At 60.3% G+C, this 22,391-nt stretch carries 18 protein-coding genes and 4 tRNA genes; 13 read left to right on the top strand and 9 right to left on the bottom strand.

The window, feature by feature from the left end:
- Nucleotides 1-276 precede the first annotated feature (276 nt).
- Nucleotides 277-353: transfer RNA gene (locus tag M2447_RS11055), tRNA-Val, on the bottom strand.
- 126 nt (nucleotides 354-479) lie between these two features.
- Here M2447_RS11055 and hisS point away from each other — a divergent pair.
- Complete coding sequence (gene hisS, locus M2447_RS11050; RefSeq protein WP_277558646.1) at nucleotides 480-1,805, top strand: histidine--tRNA ligase; 1,326 nt, start codon at nucleotides 480-482, stop codon at nucleotides 1,803-1,805.
- Nucleotides 1,806-1,874: 69 nt separating this feature from the next.
- Here hisS and M2447_RS11045 read toward each other — a convergent pair whose 3' ends face one another.
- On the bottom strand, nucleotides 1,875-2,936 hold the full coding sequence (locus M2447_RS11045; RefSeq protein ID WP_277558645.1) for a polyprenyl synthetase family protein: 1,062 nt from the start codon (nucleotides 2,934-2,936) through the stop codon (nucleotides 1,875-1,877).
- A 126-nt stretch (nucleotides 2,937-3,062) separates the two neighbouring features.
- Here M2447_RS11045 and M2447_RS11040 point away from each other — a divergent pair, with 126 nt between their 5' ends.
- The 8 genes from M2447_RS11040 (at nucleotide 3,063) to M2447_RS11005 (ending at nucleotide 12,667) form a co-directional block, all read left to right on the top strand.
- Nucleotides 3,063-3,917, top strand: a complete 855-nt coding sequence (locus tag M2447_RS11040) for an NAD(+)/NADH kinase (RefSeq protein ID WP_277558643.1) — start codon at nucleotides 3,063-3,065, stop codon at nucleotides 3,915-3,917.
- A gap of 180 nt (nucleotides 3,918-4,097) precedes the next feature.
- A complete protein-coding gene (locus M2447_RS11035; RefSeq protein WP_277558640.1) occupies nucleotides 4,098-5,582 on the top strand; it encodes a TolC family protein in 1,485 nt (494 codons plus the stop codon).
- 58 nt (nucleotides 5,583-5,640) lie between these two features.
- Nucleotides 5,641-6,957 carry an efflux RND transporter periplasmic adaptor subunit gene (locus M2447_RS11030; RefSeq protein ID WP_277558639.1) on the top strand — a complete coding sequence of 439 codons (1,317 nt, stop codon included), beginning with the start codon at nucleotides 5,641-5,643 and terminating at the stop codon, nucleotides 6,955-6,957.
- 179 nt (nucleotides 6,958-7,136) lie between these two features.
- Complete coding sequence (locus M2447_RS11025) at nucleotides 7,137-7,829, top strand: ABC transporter ATP-binding protein (RefSeq protein ID WP_277558638.1); 693 nt, start codon at nucleotides 7,137-7,139, stop codon at nucleotides 7,827-7,829.
- A gap of 164 nt (nucleotides 7,830-7,993) precedes the next feature.
- Entirely contained in the window at nucleotides 7,994-9,211 is a 1,218-nt protein-coding gene (locus M2447_RS11020) for an ABC transporter permease (RefSeq protein ID WP_277558637.1), read from the top strand.
- Nucleotides 9,212-9,337: 126 nt separating this feature from the next.
- Nucleotides 9,338-10,108 (top strand): enoyl-CoA hydratase, encoded by a 771-nt coding sequence (locus M2447_RS11015; protein ID WP_277558636.1) that lies wholly within the window; start codon nucleotides 9,338-9,340, stop codon nucleotides 10,106-10,108.
- 165 nt (nucleotides 10,109-10,273) lie between these two features.
- Nucleotides 10,274-10,978 (top strand): response regulator transcription factor, encoded by a 705-nt coding sequence (locus M2447_RS11010; protein ID WP_277558635.1) that lies wholly within the window; start codon nucleotides 10,274-10,276, stop codon nucleotides 10,976-10,978.
- A gap of 147 nt (nucleotides 10,979-11,125) precedes the next feature.
- On the top strand, nucleotides 11,126-12,667 hold the full coding sequence (locus tag M2447_RS11005) for an ATP-binding protein (protein WP_277558633.1): 1,542 nt from the start codon (nucleotides 11,126-11,128) through the stop codon (nucleotides 12,665-12,667).
- A gap of 226 nt (nucleotides 12,668-12,893) precedes the next feature.
- On the opposite strand, the gene M2447_RS11000 is transcribed toward M2447_RS11005, so the two are convergent.
- A complete protein-coding gene (locus M2447_RS11000; protein ID WP_277558632.1) occupies nucleotides 12,894-14,342 on the bottom strand; it encodes an MFS transporter in 1,449 nt (482 codons plus the stop codon).
- Nucleotides 14,343-14,583: 241 nt separating this feature from the next.
- Between M2447_RS11000 and M2447_RS10995 the strand changes: the two genes are divergently transcribed.
- Together M2447_RS10995 and M2447_RS10990 are read left to right on the top strand one after the other, a co-directional pair.
- Complete coding sequence (locus M2447_RS10995) at nucleotides 14,584-15,855, top strand: M48 family metallopeptidase (protein WP_277558631.1); 1,272 nt, start codon at nucleotides 14,584-14,586, stop codon at nucleotides 15,853-15,855.
- An 11-nt stretch (nucleotides 15,856-15,866) separates the two neighbouring features.
- Complete coding sequence (locus M2447_RS10990; RefSeq protein WP_277558629.1) at nucleotides 15,867-16,817, top strand: endonuclease/exonuclease/phosphatase family protein; 951 nt, start codon at nucleotides 15,867-15,869, stop codon at nucleotides 16,815-16,817.
- On the opposite strand, the gene M2447_RS10985 is transcribed toward M2447_RS10990, so the two are convergent.
- From M2447_RS10985 to M2447_RS10965, 5 genes are all read right to left on the bottom strand, one after another.
- The gene (locus M2447_RS10985) at nucleotides 16,807-18,591 is read right to left on the bottom strand and encodes a SulP family inorganic anion transporter (RefSeq protein WP_277509470.1); all 1,785 of its coding nucleotides are present in this window, start codon (nucleotides 18,589-18,591) and stop codon (nucleotides 16,807-16,809) included. The genes M2447_RS10990 and M2447_RS10985 overlap by 11 nt on opposite strands.
- Nucleotides 18,592-18,665: 74 nt before the next feature.
- Entirely contained in the window at nucleotides 18,666-19,763 is a 1,098-nt protein-coding gene (queA, locus tag M2447_RS10980; protein ID WP_277558628.1) for a tRNA preQ1(34) S-adenosylmethionine ribosyltransferase-isomerase QueA, read from the bottom strand.
- Nucleotides 19,764-19,941: 178 nt separating this feature from the next.
- A tRNA-Thr gene (locus M2447_RS10975) sits at nucleotides 19,942-20,017 on the bottom strand.
- A gap of 131 nt (nucleotides 20,018-20,148) precedes the next feature.
- A complete protein-coding gene (locus tag M2447_RS10970) occupies nucleotides 20,149-20,394 on the bottom strand; it encodes a hypothetical protein (RefSeq protein WP_277509466.1) in 246 nt (81 codons plus the stop codon).
- A gap of 87 nt (nucleotides 20,395-20,481) precedes the next feature.
- Nucleotides 20,482-20,556 (bottom strand) — tRNA-Lys (locus M2447_RS10965).
- 255 nt (nucleotides 20,557-20,811) lie between these two features.
- Here M2447_RS10965 and M2447_RS10960 point away from each other — a divergent pair.
- Both M2447_RS10960 and M2447_RS10955 read left to right on the top strand, forming a co-directional pair.
- Nucleotides 20,812-21,417, top strand: coding sequence for a sigma-70 family RNA polymerase sigma factor (locus M2447_RS10960; RefSeq protein WP_277509464.1), 606 nt, complete (start codon nucleotides 20,812-20,814; stop codon nucleotides 21,415-21,417).
- Complete coding sequence (locus M2447_RS10955) at nucleotides 21,414-22,139, top strand: hypothetical protein (RefSeq protein ID WP_277509462.1); 726 nt, start codon at nucleotides 21,414-21,416, stop codon at nucleotides 22,137-22,139. The genes M2447_RS10960 and M2447_RS10955 overlap by 4 nt, the downstream gene beginning before the upstream one ends.
- A 37-nt stretch (nucleotides 22,140-22,176) precedes the next feature.
- Here M2447_RS10955 and M2447_RS10950 read toward each other — a convergent pair.
- Nucleotides 22,177-22,264: transfer RNA gene (locus M2447_RS10950), tRNA-Leu, on the bottom strand.
- Nucleotides 22,265-22,391 lie beyond the last annotated feature (127 nt).

Raw genomic sequence — 22,391 nt, 5'->3', positions numbered from 1 at the left:
GGCGGTTTGAGACCGGGGCGGGAGTGGGCTACCTGATCGACGAGCGAAGCCAGGTGTATTTTGACTATGAATACAACAAGGCCTCGGACTACGAGAGGCCCTGGTCGCTGAGCCTCGGCTACCGCCGCGCCTGGTAAGAAAAGCGACAACCCGGCAACCACAAGGGCGCGTTCCAACCGACGCGCCCTTTGTTGTGCCCGGAGCCCCGCAAAAACGGCAACCCGGAATCCCGCCCTATTTCAAAATGCGATAAGATAAAGCGAACAACCCCCGCCGTGGTGGACGCTGAGGGACTCGAACCCCCGACCCTCTCGGTGTAAACGAGATGCTCTAACCAACTGAGCTAAGCGTCCGTTGCCAAGCGCGCAAATAAAGCGGGGTCTTTCCACGACTGACAAGGACGATTTGCGCGCATTTTTTCATCGCGCCCGCCGTCCGCATTTTTCAGCGTCTTGGGTTTTCGCATCACGATTATTAACATGGCAACATTCCAGACACTTCCCGGTTTTCGCGAGTTTTATCCCGACGCCCTTGCGCGCAGGAATCATATTTTTCGCGTCTGGAGGCATACTGCAAACGCGTTCGGCTTTCTCGAATACGACGCGCCCGTGCTGGAGCCGCTCGATCTCTACAAGACGAAATCCGGCGAGGAAATCGAGTCGCAGCTTTTTAATTTCACCGACAAGGGTGGCCGCGAGGTTGCGCTTCGCCCCGAGATGACGCCCACCGTCTGCCGGCTCGTCGGCGACAAGGCGGCCACGCTCAAGCGTCCGGTCAAGTGGTTCAGCATCGCCGAGTTTTATCGTTACGAGCGCATGCAAAAGGGCAGGGGGCGCTGCTTCTTTCAATTTAACGCCGACATTTTCGGCGAGCCCGGTGTCGAGGCGGAAACCGAGTTGATCGCGCTTCTCACGCAATGTCTCCGCGGCTTCGGGCTGACGGAGCGGGATTTCTACGTGCGCCTCAGCGATCGCGATCTTTGGTTCTATTATCTCGAGGCGCTCGGGCTTGACGAGGCGCGCTCGCGCGCGGTGCTCGGCGCCGTCGATAAATACGAGAAGGCCGGCGACGATGCTTTCAAGGGCTACGCGGATCAATTCGGCGCGCCATTGGACGCGGCGCTCAAGGAAAAGGTGCTCGCGTTTTTGAAAATCAAATCGCTCGACGCGCTTGAGGCCGCGCTCGCCCCGCACTCGGCCACGGCCGCCAAGCTCGGCGCGCGACTTGCGGACTGGAAAAAGCTTTTGGGCAATCTCGCCGCGATGGGCTTGGAGAAATATATCTCGGTCGATCTCGGTGTTGTTCGCGGCCTCGCCTATTACACCGGTTTTGTGTTTGAGGCGTTTGATCGCAAGGGTGAGCTGCGCGCGCTTGCGGGCGGCGGGCGTTACGACAATCTTGTCGGCAAGCTCGGCTACGCGGACATGCCCGCGATCGGTTTTGCGATCGGCGACATGACATTCGGCCTTCTTCTCGAACAGCGCGGGCTGATGCCGGCGTTCGTGCAGGCACCCGATGTGTATGCGATCATTGGCGGCGAGCAGGAACGCCTTGCCGCGTTTGCCGACATTAACGCAATTCGTGCCGCGGGTTTCCGCGTTGATTATCCGATGCGGGAAATGGCCTTCGGCAAACAATTCAAGGCGGCGGCGGAATCCGGCGCAAAGCTCGCGCTCATTTATGGCAGTGACGAACTGGCCAAGGGCGTGGTTAAAATCCGCGACATGGGCACGCGCACGGAGCAGGAAATCCCCAAGGCCGGCGTGCTCGAAACGGTGCGCGATTTTTTGTCGACCGCCTCGTGACGGACATCGCGCTCTTCGTTTGAGTATTTGATTCTCGAATGCGAATCTTTGGACGGGCGTCCGTGTATCTTACGAGTCCTTTTTCAACGTCATCACCTGGTCGTGCAGCACGCCGCGCAGGCGCAGGAGCAACGGCGCGGGCGGAAGCGTCGCGTGCGGGGCGAGGACGGCCTCGGCGGCGCGGAGCTCTGCGTGGATTGCGTCCGAAACCGCCTCGAACACTCCGAGCGTATTCATTTGCTGGATACGGAGGTCGGGGCGGGGGGCGGCGCGCCTTAGGATTTCGTCGGTGAGCGCGGCGCGGTCGGCATCGGAGGGCAGGCGTTTGAAAAGCTCGATGAGCGGCAGGGTGATTTTTCCGCTGGCAAGGTCGGTGCCAAGCGTTTTGCCAATTCGTTTTTCGTCGCCGAAGAAATCGGCCAGGTCGTCGTAAATTTGATATGCCACGCCGAGGCGGCGTCCGAATTCGGCGGCCGCCAGGCAGTAGGGCAGGGGATGGCCGGCGAGGCGTCCGCCGAGGTAGCAGGACACCCGGAATAGCTCGGCGGTTTTCAGGTCGATGATGCGCTGGTAGTCCTCGAGTGTGATTTCGAGTGTGCCACGCCGCATGGTCTGGATGATTTCGCCGGCGCAGACCCTGCGCGTGGCGTTGGAGACTTCGGCGCAGACCTCGGTGGTGGGAAACTGGGCGGCGATGTGCACGGCGTGCGCGAGAAGGGCGTCGCCGAGGAGCACGGCGGCTTCCGCGCCGTATTCGCGCGCGGCGGTGCGGCGGTTGCGGCGCAGCTCGGCGCCGTCCATGATGTCGTCGTGGACGAGCGTGGCCAGGTGCACGAGCTCGACAACGGCGGCGGCGCGAATCAGCTCTTGCGGTGCGTCTTCGGCGGCGCCCGTCCAGCCGCCCAGAAAAACAAGCGCGGGGCGGATGCGTTTGCCCGAGGTGTCGATGCAGTATTCCGCCATCGGACGAATCTCGGGCTCGAAGCCGGTCATTTGTTCGCGCAGGAAGGCGTCGAGGCGCGTCATCTGCGGTTTGAGCAGCGCGAACACCGTTGCGAAATCCTGCGCGACGGAGCGCGACGATGCGTCGTTTGCGGTGTTGCCGGGAGTGTTGTTGCTTGCTGCGGGCATGGTTTGAAAACGGGCAGGTTGACGAATCGCGCCGCGTTTGTCCCGCAAAGAAAACAAAATATCGCGAAGGGAAACGCATGTTTGGCGTTTGCAACGACGTGCGCAAACGGTTTGATTCCGCCCATCATGCCAGCAGCAATCCGTTCACTCGCACTCGTCGTCAACGCCCGGAAAACAGGCGCCGCCGACCTCGCGCAAAGCCTGCTTGCCACCGCCGACACTCTCGGCGTCACCGTGCGCTCGACGGACCAGTTTCCCGTTCCTCAGAATTTTTTGGCCGACTGCGACGCGTGTTGCGTGATTGGCGGCGATGGCACGCTGCTCGGCATTGCCGCCGACGCCGCTCGCGGGCAAATCCCCATCATCGGCGTCAATCGCGGATACCTTGGTTTTCTCACCACGCTTTCCGCCGACGAGGCCCCGCGGCAATTTCAGGAAATCCTTGCGGGTAAATTTCAAATATCCCACCGCTCGCTCATCCAGTGCCGCATCGACTGCGACGATACCCCGCTCACGCTCACGGCGCTGAACGACATTGTGATCAAGGACGAGCGCAACTCGCGGCTCGTGCGCCTCGAAGTTTATGCGGACGACCAGCTCGTCACCGATTATTTTAGCGACGGCCTGATCGTGTCCACACCCACCGGCTCGACCGCCTACAATCTTTCCGCCGGAGGGCCGCTCATTCACCCCGATGCCGCCGTCATCGCCATGACGCCCATCTGCCCGCACACGTTGTCCAATCGATCGATCATTTTTCGCGACGACGTGCGCTTGCGCATACGCAACCGCGACCCGCAGGCCAGGCTTCTCGTCGCCGCCGACGGACGCCAGAACCCGATCCTCTGCGAGAGCAAGCCCTTCGAAATCACGCTCGCGCCCATGCGACTGCCGCTTGTGCAGCACGCCGATTACGCGCACTTTTCCGTGGTGCGCAAAAAGCTCAATTGGAGCGGCAGCCACGGTCCGATTTCCGAATAAGGCGCGCACCCGCCTGGGTTGGCTCGCGCGTGCGTTTTGCCGCCCGCCATTGCGGCGGCGCGAGCTTCGCGTTTTCAAAAATTGAAAATTAAGCTCCGATTTCAAAAAAAGCGCGCTCCTTAATAATCCCTAAAGGTTCGTTCGTGTAATCTCTGCGCACACTCAACGCGATTCAACGCCATGCGCGCCCAACAAAAACACACGACACTTTTCCTTTTAACCCGCGGCACCGCCGCTGCCTCGCTGCTCCTGCTCGCCTCCTGCGCCACGCCTTCCGGCCCTCGCTCTCTCAGTGACTCCACTGTCGCCGTTCCGGAAACCTGGCAAAACACCTCGGAGGCAAGCGTGACCCGGCCCGCGCAGACAAGTGCCGCGGACAATTTATCCGCCTGGTGGACGCGCTACGACGACCCCGTCCTCACCCGGCTCATCAACGGCGCGCTCCAAACCAGCCCTGACATTCGCACCGCGCTTTCCAAGATCGAGCAGTCGCGCGCCACGCGCGGCGTCACGAAATCCGACCTCCTTCCCTCGCTCTCCGCCGGCGCCGACGCGCGCACCTCGCGCACCAAGGACCACACCACAAGCCCGCACACCACGACCAGCGGCGAAAGTTATTCCGCCTCGCTCGACGCCTCTTGGGAAATCGATCTCTTTGGCAAAAACCGCCAGTCGCTCAAGGCCGCCGACGCCGACCTCGCGCAAACCGAGCAAAACTTTCACGCCGCGCAAGTCTCCCTCGCCGCCGAGGTCGCCACCGCCTACGTCTCGCTCCGTTCCGCCGAAGCCCAGCTCGCCGTGGTCGAGGAAAGCCTGCGCACCCGCGCCGAGACCACGCAAATCACGCAATGGCGCGCCCAGTCCGGCGACGCCTCCGCGCTCGAGCTCCAGCAAGCCGTAAGCACGCTCGAGCAAGCCCGCGCCTCCATTCCCTCGCTCCGGCAAAACATCGCGCAGGCCCGCAACCAGCTCACGCGCCTATCCGGCCTCGCCCCCGGCGCGCTCGATCAACTGCTCACGCAAAACACCGCCAACGCCGGCACCGCGTATTCATCGCGTATCCCAAAATCGGATACACCCGCCGTCGCCATTCCCGCCGACACGCTCCGCCAGCGCCCTGACATCCGCGCCGCCGAATACGCCTTCGCCGCCACAGTCGCCCGTCTGAAAGCCGCTGAGCGCGACCGCCTTCCCTCGCTCAAACTCACCGGTTCGCTCAGCCTCGAATCCCTCAGGGCCGGCGACCTCTTTGATCCCTCCACAACCGTCGCCAGCGCGCTCGGCAGTCTCACCGCGCCCATCTTTGCCGGCGGGCGCATCAAGCAAAACATCGCCATTCAAAACGAGCTCACAAAGCAGTCGCTCATCGCCTACGAGAGCGCCGTGCTCACCGCGCTCACCGACGTTGAAAACGCGCTCGTCTCGATCCAGCGCACCACCGAGCGCATCACCATTCTCGACCGCGCCAACGCCGCCGCCCGCGAGGCCGCCGAGCTCGCCGCGATCCAATACGAGGCCGGACAAGTTTACATCACCACGCTCCTCGACGCGCAGCGCACCGAGCTCTCCATTCAAGAACAGCAAGTCTCCGCCACCGCCGATTACACCAACGCCCAAATTCAACTCTACAAGGCCCTCGGCGGCGGCTGGGGCAACGTAAACTAAAACCGACCGCCTCCCATTTTATCAGTCTGATCACGCCAAATCTCATTCCATATTTATCATGAAATCCAACGCCAACGAAAACCCGTCCGCCACCGGCAGCCTCTCCGCCATCATCCAAAAGGAAGGCAAGGGCTCGCGCCGCACCTGGATCATCGTCGTCATCGCCGTGCTCGCCGCAGTCGTCGCCGCCATCATCTGGTATCGCAGCTCCGTGCAAAAACGCGCCGCCGCCGAGGAGCCGCCCTTCATCACCGAGACGCTCCGCCGCGGCGACCTCGCGCTCGACATCACCGCCACCGGCAACCTCGAGCCCACCAACGAAGTCACCGTCGGCTCCGAGCTCTCCGGCACCGTGCTCGAAGTTTACGTGGACACCAACGACCGCGTCACCAAGGGCCAGCCCCTCCTCAAACTCGACACCACCAAGCTCTCCCAGCAAACCGAGTCCAGCCGCGCCAGCCTCGCCTCCGCCCAGGCCACGCTCGCCCAAAACGAAGCCACGCTCAAGGAAGCCCAGGCCACGCTCGCCCGCCAGCAGGAACTCCAGCGCGTGAGCAACGGACGCATTCCCTCGCGCGCCGACATGGACACCGCCATCGCCGCCGCCGACCGCGCCGCCGCCAATGTCCTCGCCGCCAAGGCCTCCATCGCGCAATCCCAGGCCCAGCTCGACATCAACGAAACCGACCTCTCCAAAGCCATCATCAAGTCGCCCATCGACGGCATCATCCTCACCCGCTCCATCGAGCCCGGCCAGACCGTCGCCGCCAGTTTCACCGCGCCCGAGCTCTTCGTAATCGCCGAAAACCTCGAGCACATGAAACTCAAGGTCACCATCGCCGAGGCCGACATCGGCCGTGTCGCAGCCGGCCAGAAAGCCTCCTTCACCGTGGACGCCTGGCCCAACCGCACCTACACCGCCAGCGTCACCAAAGTCGCCTACGGTTCCGCCGTCACCAACAACGTCGTCACCTACGAAACCGAGCTCGAGGTCAACAACAACGACCTCAGCCTTCGCCCCGGCATGACCGCCACCGCCGACATCAGCGTTGCCGAGGCCAAAAACGTTTTCCTCGTTCCCGTCGCTGCCTTCCGTTTCGACCCGTCGACCCTCGCGCCCCAAGGCTCCGGCAAACAATCAAAATCCTTTGTCCAAAGCATCATGCCCGGACCTCCGCGCCGCCAAAGCGCCCGTCCCGCCGCCAACGGCGACGCATCCGAAAAAGCCGCCAACGGCACCGCCCGCATCCACATCCTCAAGGACGGCCACCCGCAACCTGTCACGGTGAAAGTCGGAATTTCCGACAGCCGCCACACCGAAGTCTCCGGCGAAGCCCTCGCCGACGGCATGCAAATAATCACAAACGCCAGATAGAAAACAAGAGGCCAGAAGACCAGAGGCCAGAAAGCCAGAATACATACCGCATAGAACACATTTCCACTCCGGCTCTCCGGTCCTCTGGTCTCTGGCCTTCTGGCCTCTGGTCGCCTGGCCTCTTCCACCACCGCTCCCTGCATTTATCGCATCAAGCAACTCGTAGCATCCGACACACAATGCCTTCTCCACTAATCAGACTCCGCCAGCTCACGAAAACCTACGGCACGGGCGCGGCCGCATTTCAGGCCCTGCGCGGCATCGACCTCGACATCCAGCGCGGAGAGTTCGTCGCCATCATGGGACACAGCGGCTCCGGCAAATCCACGCTCATGAACACACTCGGCTGCCTCGACACGCCCACCAGCGGCAGCTACCGCTACGAGGACATCGCCGTCGAAACCCTCACCGCCGACCAGCGCTCACTCCTGCGCCGTCACGCACTCGGCTTCATCTTCCAGGGATTCAACCTCCTCGCCCGCACCAGCACCGTCGAAAACGTTGAACTCCCGCTACTCTACCGCGGACTCTCCCGACGCGAACGCCACGAAAAAGCGCTCGCCGCCATCGACTCCGTCGGCCTCGGCGAAAAACTTCGCAACACCCCCGCCGAACTCTCCGGCGGCCAGCAACAACGCGTCGCCATCGCCCGCGCCATCGTCACCGAACCCAGCACGCTCTTCGCCGACGAACCCACCGGCAACCTCGATACCACCACGACCGTTGACATCATGAAACTCCTCACGCGCCTCAACGCCGAACGCGGCATCACGATCATCATGGTCACCCACGAGGACGACGTCGCCGCCTATGCCAAGCGCATCGTCCGCATCAAGGACGGCCTGATCGAGTCGGACACAAACCGCCCGTAAAATCACATTTCACACGCCCTCGAAGCCACTCACCTCATTTCAGATAATTCTCGATTTTGGATTCTCGATTTTCGATTGCGCGCTACCGCGCGACACCGAAAGCGAAAACGGAGCGGAAGCTCCCAATCCAAAATCGAGAATCCAAAATCGAAAATTCCCACACCATGTTCTCCACCACACTCAACGCCCTGCACATCGCGCTTCGCGAAATCCGCCGCAACGTCACGCGCGCCTTCCTCACCATGCTCGGCATCATCATCGGTGTCGCCGCCGTCATCACTATGGTCACGCTCGGCGAAGGCACCACCAAGGCCGTTGAAAACCAAATCTCCAGCCTCGGCAGCAACCTCCTCATGCTCCGTCCTGGCGCCGGCTTCGGCCCGCGCCAGCCCAACATTCCCAATTTCACCGAGGGCGACGTCACCGCCATCTCCGAGCAAGTCCCCGGCATCGCCTCCATCGCCCCCGTGCGCAGCTCCTCCATGAGCACCGCCTACCTCCAAAACGCGCGCGCCACCAGCGTCACCGGCACCACCGAATCCTATTTCAGCATCAACAAATGGACGCTCGCCGAAGGCCGCCTCTTCGACAAATCCGACTACCGCGAAGGCGCCGCCGTCTGCGTCATCGGCAACACCGTCCGCAAGGAACTCTTCGGCACGGACAGCCCCATCGGGCAAAAAATCCGCGTCGGCAACGCCTCCTGCACGGTCATCGGACTGCTCGCCGCCAAAGGCCAGATGGGCATGGGCGACCAGGACGACACCATCATCGTCCCCCTCATCACGCTCCAGCGCCGCCTCACCGGCCATACCGGCGCGCACGACATCACCATGATCAGCATCTCCGCGCAAGACGGCGCCAGCAGCGACCGCATGATCACCGAAATCACCGCCCTCATGCGCCAGCGCCGCAACCTCCAGCCCAACCAGGACAACAATTTTAACGTATTCGACACCCGCCAAATCGCCGAAACCCTCAGCTCCTCCACGCGCATGATGACCATGCTCCTCGCCGCCGTCGCCGGCGTCTCGCTCCTCGTCGGCGGCATCGGCATCATGAACATCATGCTCGTCTCCGTGACCGAGCGCACCCGCGAAATCGGCATCCGCCTCGCCATCGGCGCGCGCGCCCGCGAAGTCCTGCTCCAATTTCTCGTCGAGGCGACAACCATCTCGTGCATCGGCGGACTCCTCGGCATCGCCCTCGCCATCGCGCTCTGCTACGGACTCGGCATGCTCATCAACGTCCCCGTGACCTTCAACGCCCAAATCAACATCATCGCCGTCGTCTTCAGCGCCGCCGTTGGAATCCTCTTCGGCTTCACCCCCGCCCGCCGCGCCGCCAAACTCGACCCCATCGACGCGCTCCGCCACGAGTGAGGAAAAAGGCTGAAAGACTGAAGGTCTGAAAATCTGAAGCCGGAACCACGGCAAAACATGGGGATTACTGGTTTGTTTCAGCCTTTCAGTCTTTCAGTCCTTCAGCCTTTTCTCAGACTGCGCCACATGGACAACAACATCGCCACCAGCCTGGACCAAGGCATCCTGCAAATTCTAATAACAAGGCCTGAAAAGAAAAACGCGCTCACCTCCGAAATGTATTCGGCGATCACGCGCGCCCTGCTCGACGGCGAACAAAACCCCGACGTCCGCGTGATGCTGCTCGGCGGCGCCGGCGGCAATTTCACCGCCGGTAACGACCTCGGCGATTTCCTCCAAAACCCGCCCGCCAAAAACGACGCGCCCGTCTTCAAATTTTTCGAATGCCTCGACGGCCTTGAAAAGCCGTTGGTGGCAGCTGTCGAAGGATTCGCGGTCGGCATCGGCACAACGCTCTTGCTGCACTGCGACCTGGTTTACGCCGCGCCCAACGCCCGCTTCATCCTGCCCTTCACGAGTCTGGGACTGAGCCCCGAAGCCGGATCGAGCCACCTGCTGGCGCAACGCATCGGAAGCGCAAAAGCGTCCGAGCTGATCCTGCTCGGCGAACCCCTGACCGCGGAAAAAGCGCTGACGCTCGGCCTCATCAACGACATGGTCACCGAAGGCGGCGTGATGGAATTCGCTCTCGCCCGCTGCGCAAAACTCGCCGCGCAACCCGCCTCCGCCGTGCGCGACGCCAAAGCCCTGTTAAAAAAAGCGCATCAGCCCGCCATCACCGACGCCATCGCACGCGAAGCAGAAGTCTTCCTGCGCCGCCTCTCCTCCCCCGAGGCAAAGGAGGCGCTCTCCGCCTTCACCGAAAAACGCAAACCCGACTTCAGCCGCTTCAAATAGCGTTCCCGGATGAAGGAAATAGGGAGGGCCTCGCCCTTTCTTCATCCACGCTAAAGGTTTGCCGTGCTATTATCCGGATTCAAAAAACACATATCCTGCCTTCACCGTCTGCCAGCGTATTCTTTTTTTCACTCTTCACCATTCACCTTTCACTCTTCCTCCACCATGCGCCTCCTTGTAATCGAAGATGATCCCGCGCTTCAGCGCAGTCTTGCCGCCACGTTGCGCGAGGAAAACTATGCCGTGGATACCGCGAGCGATGGCGAGGACGGACTCTACAAGGCGCGAGAAAATACCTACGACGTTATTCTCCTCGATGTCATGCTTCCCAAGCTTGATGGCTGGGGCGTCCTTGCCGCGCTTCGCGACAACGCCACACCCCAGGGCGCGGGCGCCAAACCGGTTTCGGAAGCGATTTCAAAAACGCCGATCCTGATGCTCACCGCGCGCGACACCGTGCCCGACCGCATTCGCGGACTCGATCACGGCGCCGACGATTATCTCACAAAACCCTTTGACATCGACGAACTCCTCGCGCGCATCCGCGCCTTGATACGCCGCAGTGCCGGGCAAACCTCATCCCTCGTTGTCCTTTCCGGCGGCATCACGCTCGACACCGCCGCGCGCCGCGTCACCAACGCGGGCGGTGTGGAAATTCCGCTCACCGCGCGCGAGTATTCACTTCTTGAATACCTGGCTTTGCACCGGGGCGAGGTCGTCTCGCGCACCACGCTCTACGAGCACCTCTTCGACGAGGACGACGACACCTTCTCAAATCTTCTTGATGTTCACGTTTCCAATCTTCGAAAAAAACTCGATTCCGACATCATCCAAACCCGTCGCGGCCATGGATACAGCGTGGAAAAGTAGAGGTTGGAATTTTATAAGCCAGAAATTCAATTCCCACGTGCGCATCCAGATCATAAGGCACTTCAAACTTTTTCCCGGTTTTAGACGTCACTTTTCAATCGCACAGTAACCCGCTTCCTAATTCCTAAATACTGTTTCTTCTTTCCCATGGCTTCCTTTCTTCACTCCATTCGCTGGCGCATCCAGGCGTGGCACGGACTCATCCTCCTCGTGATGATTGTCGCTTTCTGTTTCACCGCGTGGCGTCTCGCATGGGATGCCACTCAGCGCCGCATCGACAGGGACCTTCGCGCCACCGAGCACCGTCTTTTTCGCGGTCTCATGATTTCCGCGTTTGGGCAGGACAACTTTGAATCCAACGACGCGACAACCAGCGACACGGACACCCGGCCCCGTCCCACACCGGCCGACCTCATGCTTCGGATGCGTGACAGAAATCGTCCAGTCACGCTTTCCCCCGAACTCGAGGAATATTTCGCAAACACCGCCCCCGGTTACGGCTACTTCGTTATTCGCGACCACGACGGATCCATCCTTCTCCAGTCGCAGAATGTGCCCGATGACTTTGTGTTTCCTCCGCCCCCGTCCCGCAGGACAAGCGCGCAGGGAAACGATGAAAAACGCTCAGCCCCCGAGCCGCTTCGCACACTCAGGACACGGCGCGAGGCCATTCGTGGCGTGCCCGAAGGAGCCGCCATTCTCACCGGGCGCGACATCACGCCCGAACTCGCCGAAAAGAACCGTCTCGCGTGGAAACTCGCCGCCGCCGGCCTTGGTATCTGGCTTCTCGGTCTGGCCGGCGGTTGGTGGATCGCGGGGCGCGCCATTCGCCCGATTCGCGCCATCAGCCACACGGCCACCCGCATCGCCGAGGGCAACCTCGACGAACGCATCGACACCCGCGACGCCGAAAGCGAGCTCGGCCAGCTCGCCACCGTGCTCAACGACACCTTCGCGCGCCTCCACGCATCCATCGAGCAGCAAAAACGCTTCACCTCCGACGCCTCGCACGAACTGCGCACACCCATCTCGATTCTCATTGCCGAAACGCAGCGCATCTTGAAACGCGAGCGCACGTCAGCCGAATATCGCGAAACCCTCCAGACTTGCGCTGACACAGCCGCGCGCATGCGCCACCTCGTTGAAGCGCTGCTCCTTCTCGCCCGTCAGGAAGCGCCGGGGCGCAACTTCAACACACAGACACGGGTTTCCTGCGACCTTGCCGACATCATGCGCGACACAGCCCGCCAGCTCGCGCCTCTCGCCGCCGAGCGTCACATCGAAATCGACACCACCGCGCTCGTGCCCGCTCCCTTGAGCGCCGATCCCGCCACTCTCGGAATCATTGCCACCAACCTCATTTCCAACGCCATTCAACACCATCATGTCGCGGGCAAAACCGGCGCGGGCGGACACATTCGGCTGAAAACAGGCGTCAGCGAAAACAAGCAAGCCTGCCTCATCGTTGAGGACGACGGTCCCGGCATCGCCGCCGAAGACCTGCCGCACATATTTGATCGCTTTTACCGGGCCGACAAAGCCCGAACGCACAACGCCGATCAGGCTCCGCACATCGGTCTCGGCCTGGCAATCGTCCGGCGTATTATCGAAAACCACCGGGGCACGATTGAAGCCCGCAGCGAACCAGGTCGGGGCACCGCCTTCGAAGTTCGCCTGCCGCAACTATGAATCGCATGGGCACTTGGCCCATTTAAAAGAAACTTCAGTCGAGCGTGTTGACGCTGGATAAGCGCGCTGAGTATTTCCTAATTACACCGAAGAACGCAGTCCGAGGTTGCGACAGGTTGTTTTCGGTGAATGAGGATTTCGTTATGCGTCAAAAACGAAGGCCGCGCATGAGTGCGCGGCCTTCGGAGAGGGAAGAGTGCTTTTCTTTTGGTTTTGATACGGCGGATTACAAATCCGTGATCGGGGAGTATTTCGGAACGAGTGTTTTCATGATCGACCAGCCAACCAAGTAGGCCACGGCGCAGATGCAGAAGATCACAAAATAACCGGCGGGCTTGCCCACGAATCCGAGAAACGCCATCTGCGTCTCGTCGGCGTGCACGAACATTTTTCCGGCGCCTTTCTGCATGAGCATCGAGCCGATGCCACCGGCCATGCCGCCGATGCCGGTGATGGATGCGATTGCTTTCTTGGGGAACATGTCGCCCACCGTTGAGAAGATGTTCGCCGACCAGGATTGGTGAGCCGAGCAGCCGATGGAGATCAGGAGAATCGGGAACCACGGGGAAATCGTGCCAGTCGGTTGGGCAAACAACACCACCAGCGGGAAGAACGCGAATATCAACATCGCCTTCATGCGGGCGGAGTATGGGTCCTGTCCTGTTTTGTTGATAATGAGCGTCGGCAGTTTTCCGCCGAAAATAGATAGGACCGTGGTGATGGCGTAGAGTGTGAAGATAAGCGCGATGCCCAGGCCCTCGGACATCTTGATGTTGAACTGCGCGTTCAGATACGAGGGCGTCCAGAACAGGAAGAACCACCACACGCCGTCGGTCATGAATTTGCCGACCGCGAAGGCCCAAGTCTGCCGGTATTTGAAAAGCCCCAGAAATGCAACGACGGCTTTCCAAAACGAACCCTTCTTCTTGGGCTGAACGATATCCTGGCCGTCCTGCTCGATGTATTCGAGCTCCGCTTTGTTCACATGCTTGCTCCTTGCGGGGGCGTCATACATGAACACCCAGAAACCCATCCAGATGAAGCCGAGGACGCCGATGATGATGAAGGCCAATTCCCACCCCCACGCCTTGGCGAGCAACGGGATGCTCAATGGCGCGAAGAGCGCGCCGACCGAAGCGCCCGCGTTGAAAATGGACGTCGCAAACGCACGGTCTTTTTTAGGAAAGTATTCGGCTGTCACCTTGATTGCGGCGGGGAAGTTGCCGGCCTCGCCGAGCGCCAAAATACACCGCGCAACAATAAATGCCCACATGCTGACCGTGGCTATGACCACGGCTGTGTCGCCGGTGGCTTGGACAAGCGCCAGTTTATTTTCCACGCCCGCATAGCTTTCCGTGATGACACCGCACAGGGCGTGCACGCACGCGCCGACCGACCAGACACCGATCGCCCACAAGAAGCCTTTTTTGGAGCCCATCCAGTCGATGAAGCGACCGGCAAAAAGCATGCCCAAGGCATATACGAACGAGAACACGGCCGTGATTGTGCCGTAATGGTCGTCGTTCCAGTGAAATTCGGGCTTGATGAATTCGTCCCAAGTCAGCGAAAGAACTTGCCGGTCGAGATAGTTGATGGTGGTGGCGAAGAACAAAAGGATGCAAATTGCCCATCGGTAATTTGTCATCTTTTGCGCAGTTTGGGTGGGCTGGCTCATATGTTTTTTGGGTGTTTTATTGCGTTTGCGAGTGGAAATAAACGGGGATCCGGGAACTCGGCAAAAATGGAGGCGGGGCGAATTTCTTGTTGAGGAAAGGCCGGAAGCGTCGTGAGTGAACGGGGCGGCGTCAATGCTTTTGGACAAGTGTCCTCGGTTTTTCCGCGTATTGTAAACCGGGTTTCGGTTTCGCTGAGCTTTCACCTCGCACTGACGGCGAAAATCGTTGCACTCGCGTTTCATGATAACCAGCACAACAGCCCTGCTAATCATTATCATCCTTGTCGCGCTCAAGCTGGGCGCGGAAACCTGGCTCAGCCGCCTGAATTGCGCGGAAGTGCGTAAGCACATGAATGCCGCGCCCGCCGCGGCGAGCGCAATCATGGATGCGGAAACCTATCAAAAATCGACCGCCTACACGCTTGCCAAGGCCGGGTTTGGCAGCATCGAGCGGGTGTGGGATTCGCTTGTGCTGGTGGCGTTGTTTGCGAGCGGCGTGCTGCCTTGGACCCACGGATGCGTCACCTCGGCGCTGGCGGGCACTTTTCTCGCGGGCACTTGGGCGCAGGTTGTTTATTTGCTCGGGGTTGGCATTGTGCTGAGTGTGATTTCGCTGCCGTTCGACTGGTGGGGACAATTCCGGCTCGAGGCGCGTTTTGGTTTCAACAAAAGCACGCCCGGCCTTTGGGTGAGCGACAAAATCAAGGGGCTTGCGATCGCGCTCATCATAGGCGCGCCGCTGTTGTGGGCGTTGCTTTCGCTTGTGCACTGGATGGGCGCGTGGTGGTGGGTGTGGGGCTTCGCGCTCGTATTCAGTTTTCAAATACTGATGCTCGTTCTCTATCCCAAGGTCATCCTGCCGCTTTTCAACAAACTGACTCCGCTGCCCGAAGGCGGCTTGCGCGACCGGCTCATGGCGCTTTCCGATCGCACCGGGTTCAAGGCGTCCACGATTCAGGTCATGGACGGCAGCAAGCGCTCCGGTCACTCCAACGCCTTTTTCACCGGCTTCGGACGTTTTCGCCGCATCGTGCTTTTCGACACACTCATCGAACAACTCGAGCCCGAGGAACTCGAGGCCGTGCTTGCCCACGAGGTCGGCCATTACAAGCGCGGGCATATTCCGAAAACGCTGCTCACGAGTTCGCTCATGATGCTCGGCGGTTTCGCGCTCATCGCGTGGCTGGCGAACAGCGCGTGGTTCAACCCGGCGTTCGGTTTTGCCACGGGCGACCTGGCGGCGGCCTTCCTGCTGTTCTCGTTGTTGAGCGGACTGGCGCTTTTCTGGATCACGCCCGTCGGAAACTATTTTTCGCGCAAACACGAATACGAGGCGGACGCCTTCGCGCGCGACGCCATGGGCGGGTCCTCGCCGCTCATCGGCGCGCTCCGAAAACTTGCGCAAAAGAATCTCTCGAATCTCACGCCGCACCCGCTTTACAGCCGTTTTTACTATTCGCACCCGACAATCGTTGAACGCGAAACCGCAATGAACACTCCAACAAAGAAATAACACAATCTCCCATGCGCCGCCCGTTTTCCCGTTGCCGGCTGTCCGGCCTGTTTCTCGCTCTCAGCCCTGTCAGGCATCTTGCCCTGCTCGGAGCAGTTATTCTGCCCTTCGGCCTTTCAGCGGAAACTCTCAGCGTGGCCACCTACAACACGGCCAACTATACGCTGGCGGGCCGGTTTGTTGATGGCGTTTACACGCGCGGCTACCCCAAGCCGGAAAACGAAAAGCAGGCCCTGCGCGCGGTCATCAAGGCGCTCGACGCCGACATCGTCGCGCTACAGGAAATGGGCTCGCAGCCCTTCCTTGAGGAATTGCGGCGCGACCTGAAAACCGAGGGCGTTGACTATCCCCACGCGATCGTGCTCGACGCGGCCGACGAAGCCCGTCACGTGGCCGTGCTTTCCCGCAAGCCGTTCACGCGCGTGAGCAAGCACACCGATCTCGAATTCGCGTATTTCGACACCACCGAAACCGTGAAACGCGGCTTGCTCGAAGTGCGCGTGAAAACCGCCGCCGGCGAACTGGCGCTCTTCATTGTGCACCTGAAAAGCCGGCTCACCGACCGCAAGGATGATCCCGAATCGACACAACGCCGCGCCGCGGAGGCGCGCGCCGTGCGCGACCGCGTGTTTTCCGTTTTCCCAAAGTCCGACGCGCCCGGCGCCCTCTTTATGATTCTCGGCGATTTCAACGACTCCAGGTCCAGTCCCGCCCTCCGAACCCTGACCAGGGAAAAACGCGTAGAGATCATGCACCTGTTGCGTGCAACCGATTCGCGCGGCGAAGTCTGGACGCATTTCTACGGAAGGCAGGACTCCTACTCGCGCATCGACCACATGCTCGTTTCGCCGTCGTTGAAACGATTTGTGAAAGACAACGCCGCCCAAATCCACGACGGTCCCGGCGTGAGGGACGCCAGCGACCACCGCCCCGTCATCGCGCGCTTCGACTTTACTCAGTAGGGGCGTCGCTTGCGGCGCCCGGTTTGGGCTTTCCTCCGGAAGCTACCGCATCGCGGGCGAGCAGCGCCTTGGCTCGCTCGACCGCCGACGGCAAATCAGCTGCGACATTATCGTGGCCCACGGCGTCGAGAAAGCCCGCTTTCTCCATCATGAAATAGGCCTGCGTGTGCGGCCCGCAAAGAATCATGTGCTTTTTGCGCTTGTGCAATTTGGCGTGCAAATTTTCAAGCCGGTCCAGCGCGGTTGAATCCATCGCCGTCACCGCCGCCATGTGGAAAATGACGACCTGCGTGTCCTCGATCCCACGGCGCAAAACCATGTCGAGCTTGTCCGCCGCGCCGAAAAGCAACGCGCCAAACACGCGGTAAATCACCACGCCGTTCGGCAATTTTTCCGCCAGTTCCTCGTTCTTTTCGTGCCCTGGCTGCCCCGCGTCGCTCTCGTTGCCCATCATCGACTGCACCTGCGCCGTGTCGGCCACGCGCTTCACAAACAAGACGCACGCCAAAAGCATTCCGAAGCCGACCGCCGCCGTCAAATCGACGCACACCGTCAGGAAAAACGTGACCAAAAAAACCGCCGCGTCGCCGCGCAGCCGTTTCTTCAGCCGGGTGAACTCTCCCCATTCGCCCATCTTCCATCCCACCGCGGCCAGCACCGCCGCGAACGTAACCAGCGGGATGTGCTTCGCCAGCGGCGCGGCGATCAACAACACCGCCAGCAAAAACACCGCGTGCACCAGCCCCGCGACCGGCGTTTGCGCGCCGCTGCGGATGTTTGTCGCCGTGCGCGCAATCACGCCCGTTACCGGGATTCCGCCAAACAACGGAGTCACAAAATTCGCCACTCCCTGTCCCATCAGTTCCTGGTTCGAATCATGCCGGTCGTCCGTCAACCCGTCCGCCACCACGGCTGACATCAGCGACTCGATGGCGCCCAGCATCGCAATCGTCGCCGCCGGCACCACCAGGTTTCCCAATTGCTGCCAGTCAAAACGAGGCCACGCGAAACTCGGCAGTCCCCGCGGAATCCCTCCAAACTCCGAGCCGATGGTCGCCACCTTGAATGTGAAAAATTGCCGCACCCATTCGAGCTGCGCCAGCCAGACGAGCAGCGTGCCGCCAACCACCACGACAATCGAGCCGGGCACATAACGCGCCCAGCGCGCCGGCCACCGGAACAACACCAGTAATGATAGCACGCCCAGCCCCGTTGTGAACCAATTGACCGACGGCGCCGCCTGGACCAACGCCGCGATGCGCGGCAAAAATTCGCCCGGCTCCTTGTCCATTTGCAGTCCGAAAAACGGCTTCACCTGCGTCAGCAAAATCGTGATCGCAATGCCGCAGGTAAAACCCGCGATCACCGGCTGGGGCACAAACCGGATCAATGTCCCCAGGCGAAACAACCCCATCGCAAACAGCATCACTCCCGCCATCATTGTGCACAGCAGCAAGTTTGCGAAACCGTAGTTTGCCGCGATGATTGCCAGAAGTCCGACAAACGCCCCCGCCGGCCCGCCGACCTGCACTTTCGACCCGCCTAAAAGCGACACCAGAAAACCGCCGATTATGCCCGCATACAAACCGGCCTGCGGCTCCACGCCCGAGGCCACGCCGAGGCCGATGCACAACGACAGCGCGACCACCCCGACCGTCAACCCCGCCATCAAATCCTTGATGAATTTCTCCCGCGAATAGTCGCGCAGGCAGTCCAGAATCTTGGGCCGGAACCTGGCTAGTTTCACTTGGGATGGATCAAAATCGAGAGACATAACGGGCGATGTGCTTAAACAATCCACCCAAGTTTACCAAGACATAAAAAATATCCGGCCAGGAGGATGGATGCTCACACAATCAACATGGCGTCGCCGTAGCTGAAGAAACGGTATTCCTTGGCGATGGCCTCGGCGTAAATTTCGCGAATCCATGCGATCCCGTCGCTTGTGCCGGGCGAGAGGAATGCGGCGACGAGGCACAGGAGCGTGGAGCGGGGTTGGTGAAAGTTGGTGATGAGCGCGTCCACCCCGGCGAAGGTCGATGGCGGATAAATGTAGAGCGCGGCCTCGTCGGCGAATGTGGACGTCGTGGCGGTTGTTCCAGTGGGGCGTTTGCGGAAGAAATCCTCAATGGTGCGGACGCTTGTTGTGCCGACCGCCACGCGACGGCCGCGAGGGGAGAGAAGGGCGCTTTGCGTGGAGGCGGGTATTTCGTAGAGTTCGCGGTGGATCGGGTGTTCCTCGATGGTCGCGGTTTCTATGGGTTTGAATGTGCCAAGGCCGACATGGAGCGTGATGTTCCGCATGGCAACGCCGTCGGCGCCGAGGCGCTCGAGGAGTTCGGGCGTGAAGTGCAGGCCGGCGGTGGGCGCGGCGACGGCGACCTGACGGTCGCGCGCGGCGTAAACGGTTTGGTATCGCTCGCGATCGGCGGCGCGGGTGTCGGGCGAATTGTGCGCGGCGTCGCGATTGATGTAGGGGGGCAGGGGAATTTCGCCGAGGCGGTTGGCGACGGCGATGATTGATTCGTTGCCGGCGGTTTCGAACCGGATGAGCGCGCCGCCCTCGGAGTTTTTTTCGAGGACATGCCCGGCGAACTCGGTTTCGTGCGCAAATGTGGCGCCGACGGGAAGCTTCTTGCCGGGACGCAGCAGGCACCACCAAGTGTTTTCGCCGCGCGCGGGTTCGGGGCGCAGCAGGAAACACTCGACCGCCCCGCCGGTCGGACGTTGCGCGCGCAGGCGGGCGGGCAGAACCGCGGCGTTGTTGCGAAAGAGAGTGTCGGTTGGCCGAAGAAAACACGGCAGGTCGGCGAATGTGGCGTGCGTAAGCGCGCGCGCGGCACGGTCAACGACGAGAAGGCGCGAGGCGTCCCGCCGTTCGGCGGGCGTTTGCGCGATGAGGCGCGGCGGAAGTTGGTAGTCGAAGAGATCGGTTGGGAGCGGCACGGTGAGGGAAAAGAGTGAAGAGTGAAGAGTGAACGGTGAAAAGGATGGAGTTTGGTTGATTGTTGGCGGAATCGAAAGTCAGCCAAAAATGACATTTCGCGACATTAGGCGTCATAAACTGGCGCGAAAATGAATAACAAAAAACCTCGCAACCCTATGGATTGCGAGGCCTTTAGAATGGAGCCGAGCATCGGACTTGAACCGACGACCCATGCTTTACGAAAGCATTGCTCTACCAACTGAGCTAGCTCGGCTTGAAATTGAGAAATAGGGAGGAAACCCGCCGTGCCGCCAAGCGCAAGCCAAAATCAATCGCCACGGGAAGTCACACGCTGCGCAAAAAACATCCAGTTGAGAGGCAATCGTTTTTGCGTCTTTTGCGACCTCACTGCGGACGCAGTGCCTTGATTGCGGCGAATTGTTTTGGCGAAATCAGCCGGCGGGGCACGCGTTTTTCGGCTTCGTAGAGCAGGCGATCCCAGTCCTCGTCAGTGGGCGGCCCGTAGTTTTCCCATTGCTTGAAATGTCCCTGTTTGCGCGTCCACTCGATGTTGCCGCCGTGGACGCTCACGTTGATTTGGAATTTGCCGTCCTCCGGTGTTTTTTTCCACCAGCCGAAATCGATAGCCATGTTGGTTTTTTTTGGATTCCGAGAGTTTTGGCCGCATAACCTTCGGCCCTTCAGCCGTCCAGTCCTTCAGCCCTTTGATTTTCACGCTGGTGGGTTGACAGGGATTCGAACCCTGAACCAACGACTTAAAAGGACGCTGCTCTACCGTTGAGCTATCAACCCCCAAGCGTTGAAAGGGGATGGAATAAGGTTTTCCCATGACACCTTTGCAAGAGTTTTTTCCACACTAAATGAAATACTCGGATGGCATTTTTCTGGCATGCCCCGAAAAACACTGGATTATCCACGTAAAAAGCAAAAATACATCCGCCCAAAAACCGTCCGGCAAAAACGCGCCCCTCGCGCGCACCAACACAATTTCAACTGAAGAAAGTGGGAACAATCGAAAAATACGCGCATCAAACTTCCGTTGAACGTATGTCGACGAAAGCCCAGGATGTTGCCCTCGATCAATTGCTGGTGAGCCGCTTTAAAAATGGCGATCACTCCGCTTTTGATGAAATGGTGTCCCGTTACTGGGACCGCATTTACGCAATGGTGCACCAGCTCCTCCGCAATCAGCAGGATGCCGAGGAAGTCACGCAGGACGCCTTCATCCGCGCCCACCGCGGCCTCGAAAACTTCCGCGGCGAGTCCGCCTTCTCGACATGGCTTTATCAAATTGCCACCAACCTCGCCCGCAATCGGTATTGGTATTGGTGGCGCCGCAAGCGCGACAAAACCATCTCGTTCGACCAGCCTGTCGGTGATGACAATGAAACGCCGCTTGCCGATGTGTTTGTGACCGACGAGATGGACACTCCCGACAATGTCACAATCAACCAGGAGTTTGTTGAGCAGATCGCTACCGCGATGGAACGGCTCAACAAAAAACACCGCGAAATTCTAATACTTCGAAACATCAAAAACCTGTCCTACGAGGAGATCGCCGCCGCCCTCGGCATTTCCGTGGGCACTGTCAAAAGCCGCATCGCCCGCGCGCGCGAAAGCCTCAGGGCCAAAATGGGAGCCGAATTCAAATGAAAGACAAACGATTTATCGAACTGCTCAACCTCTGTGTTGATCACCAGATTACCCCCGATGAAGCCCGCGAACTGGAAGCCGAGCTTCACGCCAATCCCGCGCGCCAGCGCACCTACTTGCAGTATTGCCGCATGCAAAAAGCCTGCTCGCAGCTCTTCGAGGCCGAGCGCGCCCACGCCCCCGCCACGCCCCGCCTCGCCCGGGCTCTTGCTAGCGCAAATCGCAAAATCACACACGCGCCCGTTCGCGCGCGCTTCTCGTGGTGGCGCAACCCGTTCGCCATCGGCGGCCTGGCCACGGCAATGGCCGCGTGCGCGGCGGTCTTCCTTATTAACCGCGCGGCCCCCTCGCATACCCAGCCCGCGCTTGCCTCCGAATCACAACCATCGGTGGCCGTCGCCGCCGTGATTGCAGAACCCGTCCGGAAAACACCCGCGCCCGCGGCGATCCCCGTGCAACCGCAACCCAAGCGTTTCCGCCTTCCGGTGGTCACCAGTTTTTCGGCGGAACAAAACAACGCGCCGCTTATTGAGGACTCCGTGTTCGCATGGACAAAGGACGTGCAACTGCGCCCCCTTCGCAAAGTGTCCACCGAGGACATAATCGCCAGGTTTACCCGCTTGGAAAACAAGCCGATAAACGCATCGCTCCTCCACGTCCCCGCAGCCGGCGCGCATGATCTCGACGCAACCGAAATGACGGTGATCGAGTTCAAGCGATAATCAGGGGCACAATCAGCGGGGGGGCGTGCGTTAATCATGGTGCCAGGAGCGGGGGTCGAACCCGCAAGCCTTTAGGGGGCGGCGGATTTTGAGTCCGCTGCGTCTGCCAATTCCGCCATCCTGGCCCGGATGGTTTGCGCATGTGCGCAGGAACCTGACGCTAGGTGCGCGAGGTTCCTTGTAAATCGAAAAATTTTCGAAAAGCTCAATGCGGGGCTCCGCCAGCGTGGAGGGCGCGAAATGCTTTTATAT

The sequence above is a fragment of the Ereboglobus sp. PH5-10 genome, assembly GCF_029504735.1.
Taxonomy (GTDB): domain Bacteria; phylum Verrucomicrobiota; class Verrucomicrobiia; order Opitutales; family Opitutaceae; genus Ereboglobus.
Note: the sequence above shows the minus strand (reverse complement) of the source record. Positions and strands in the feature narration are given on the sequence as shown.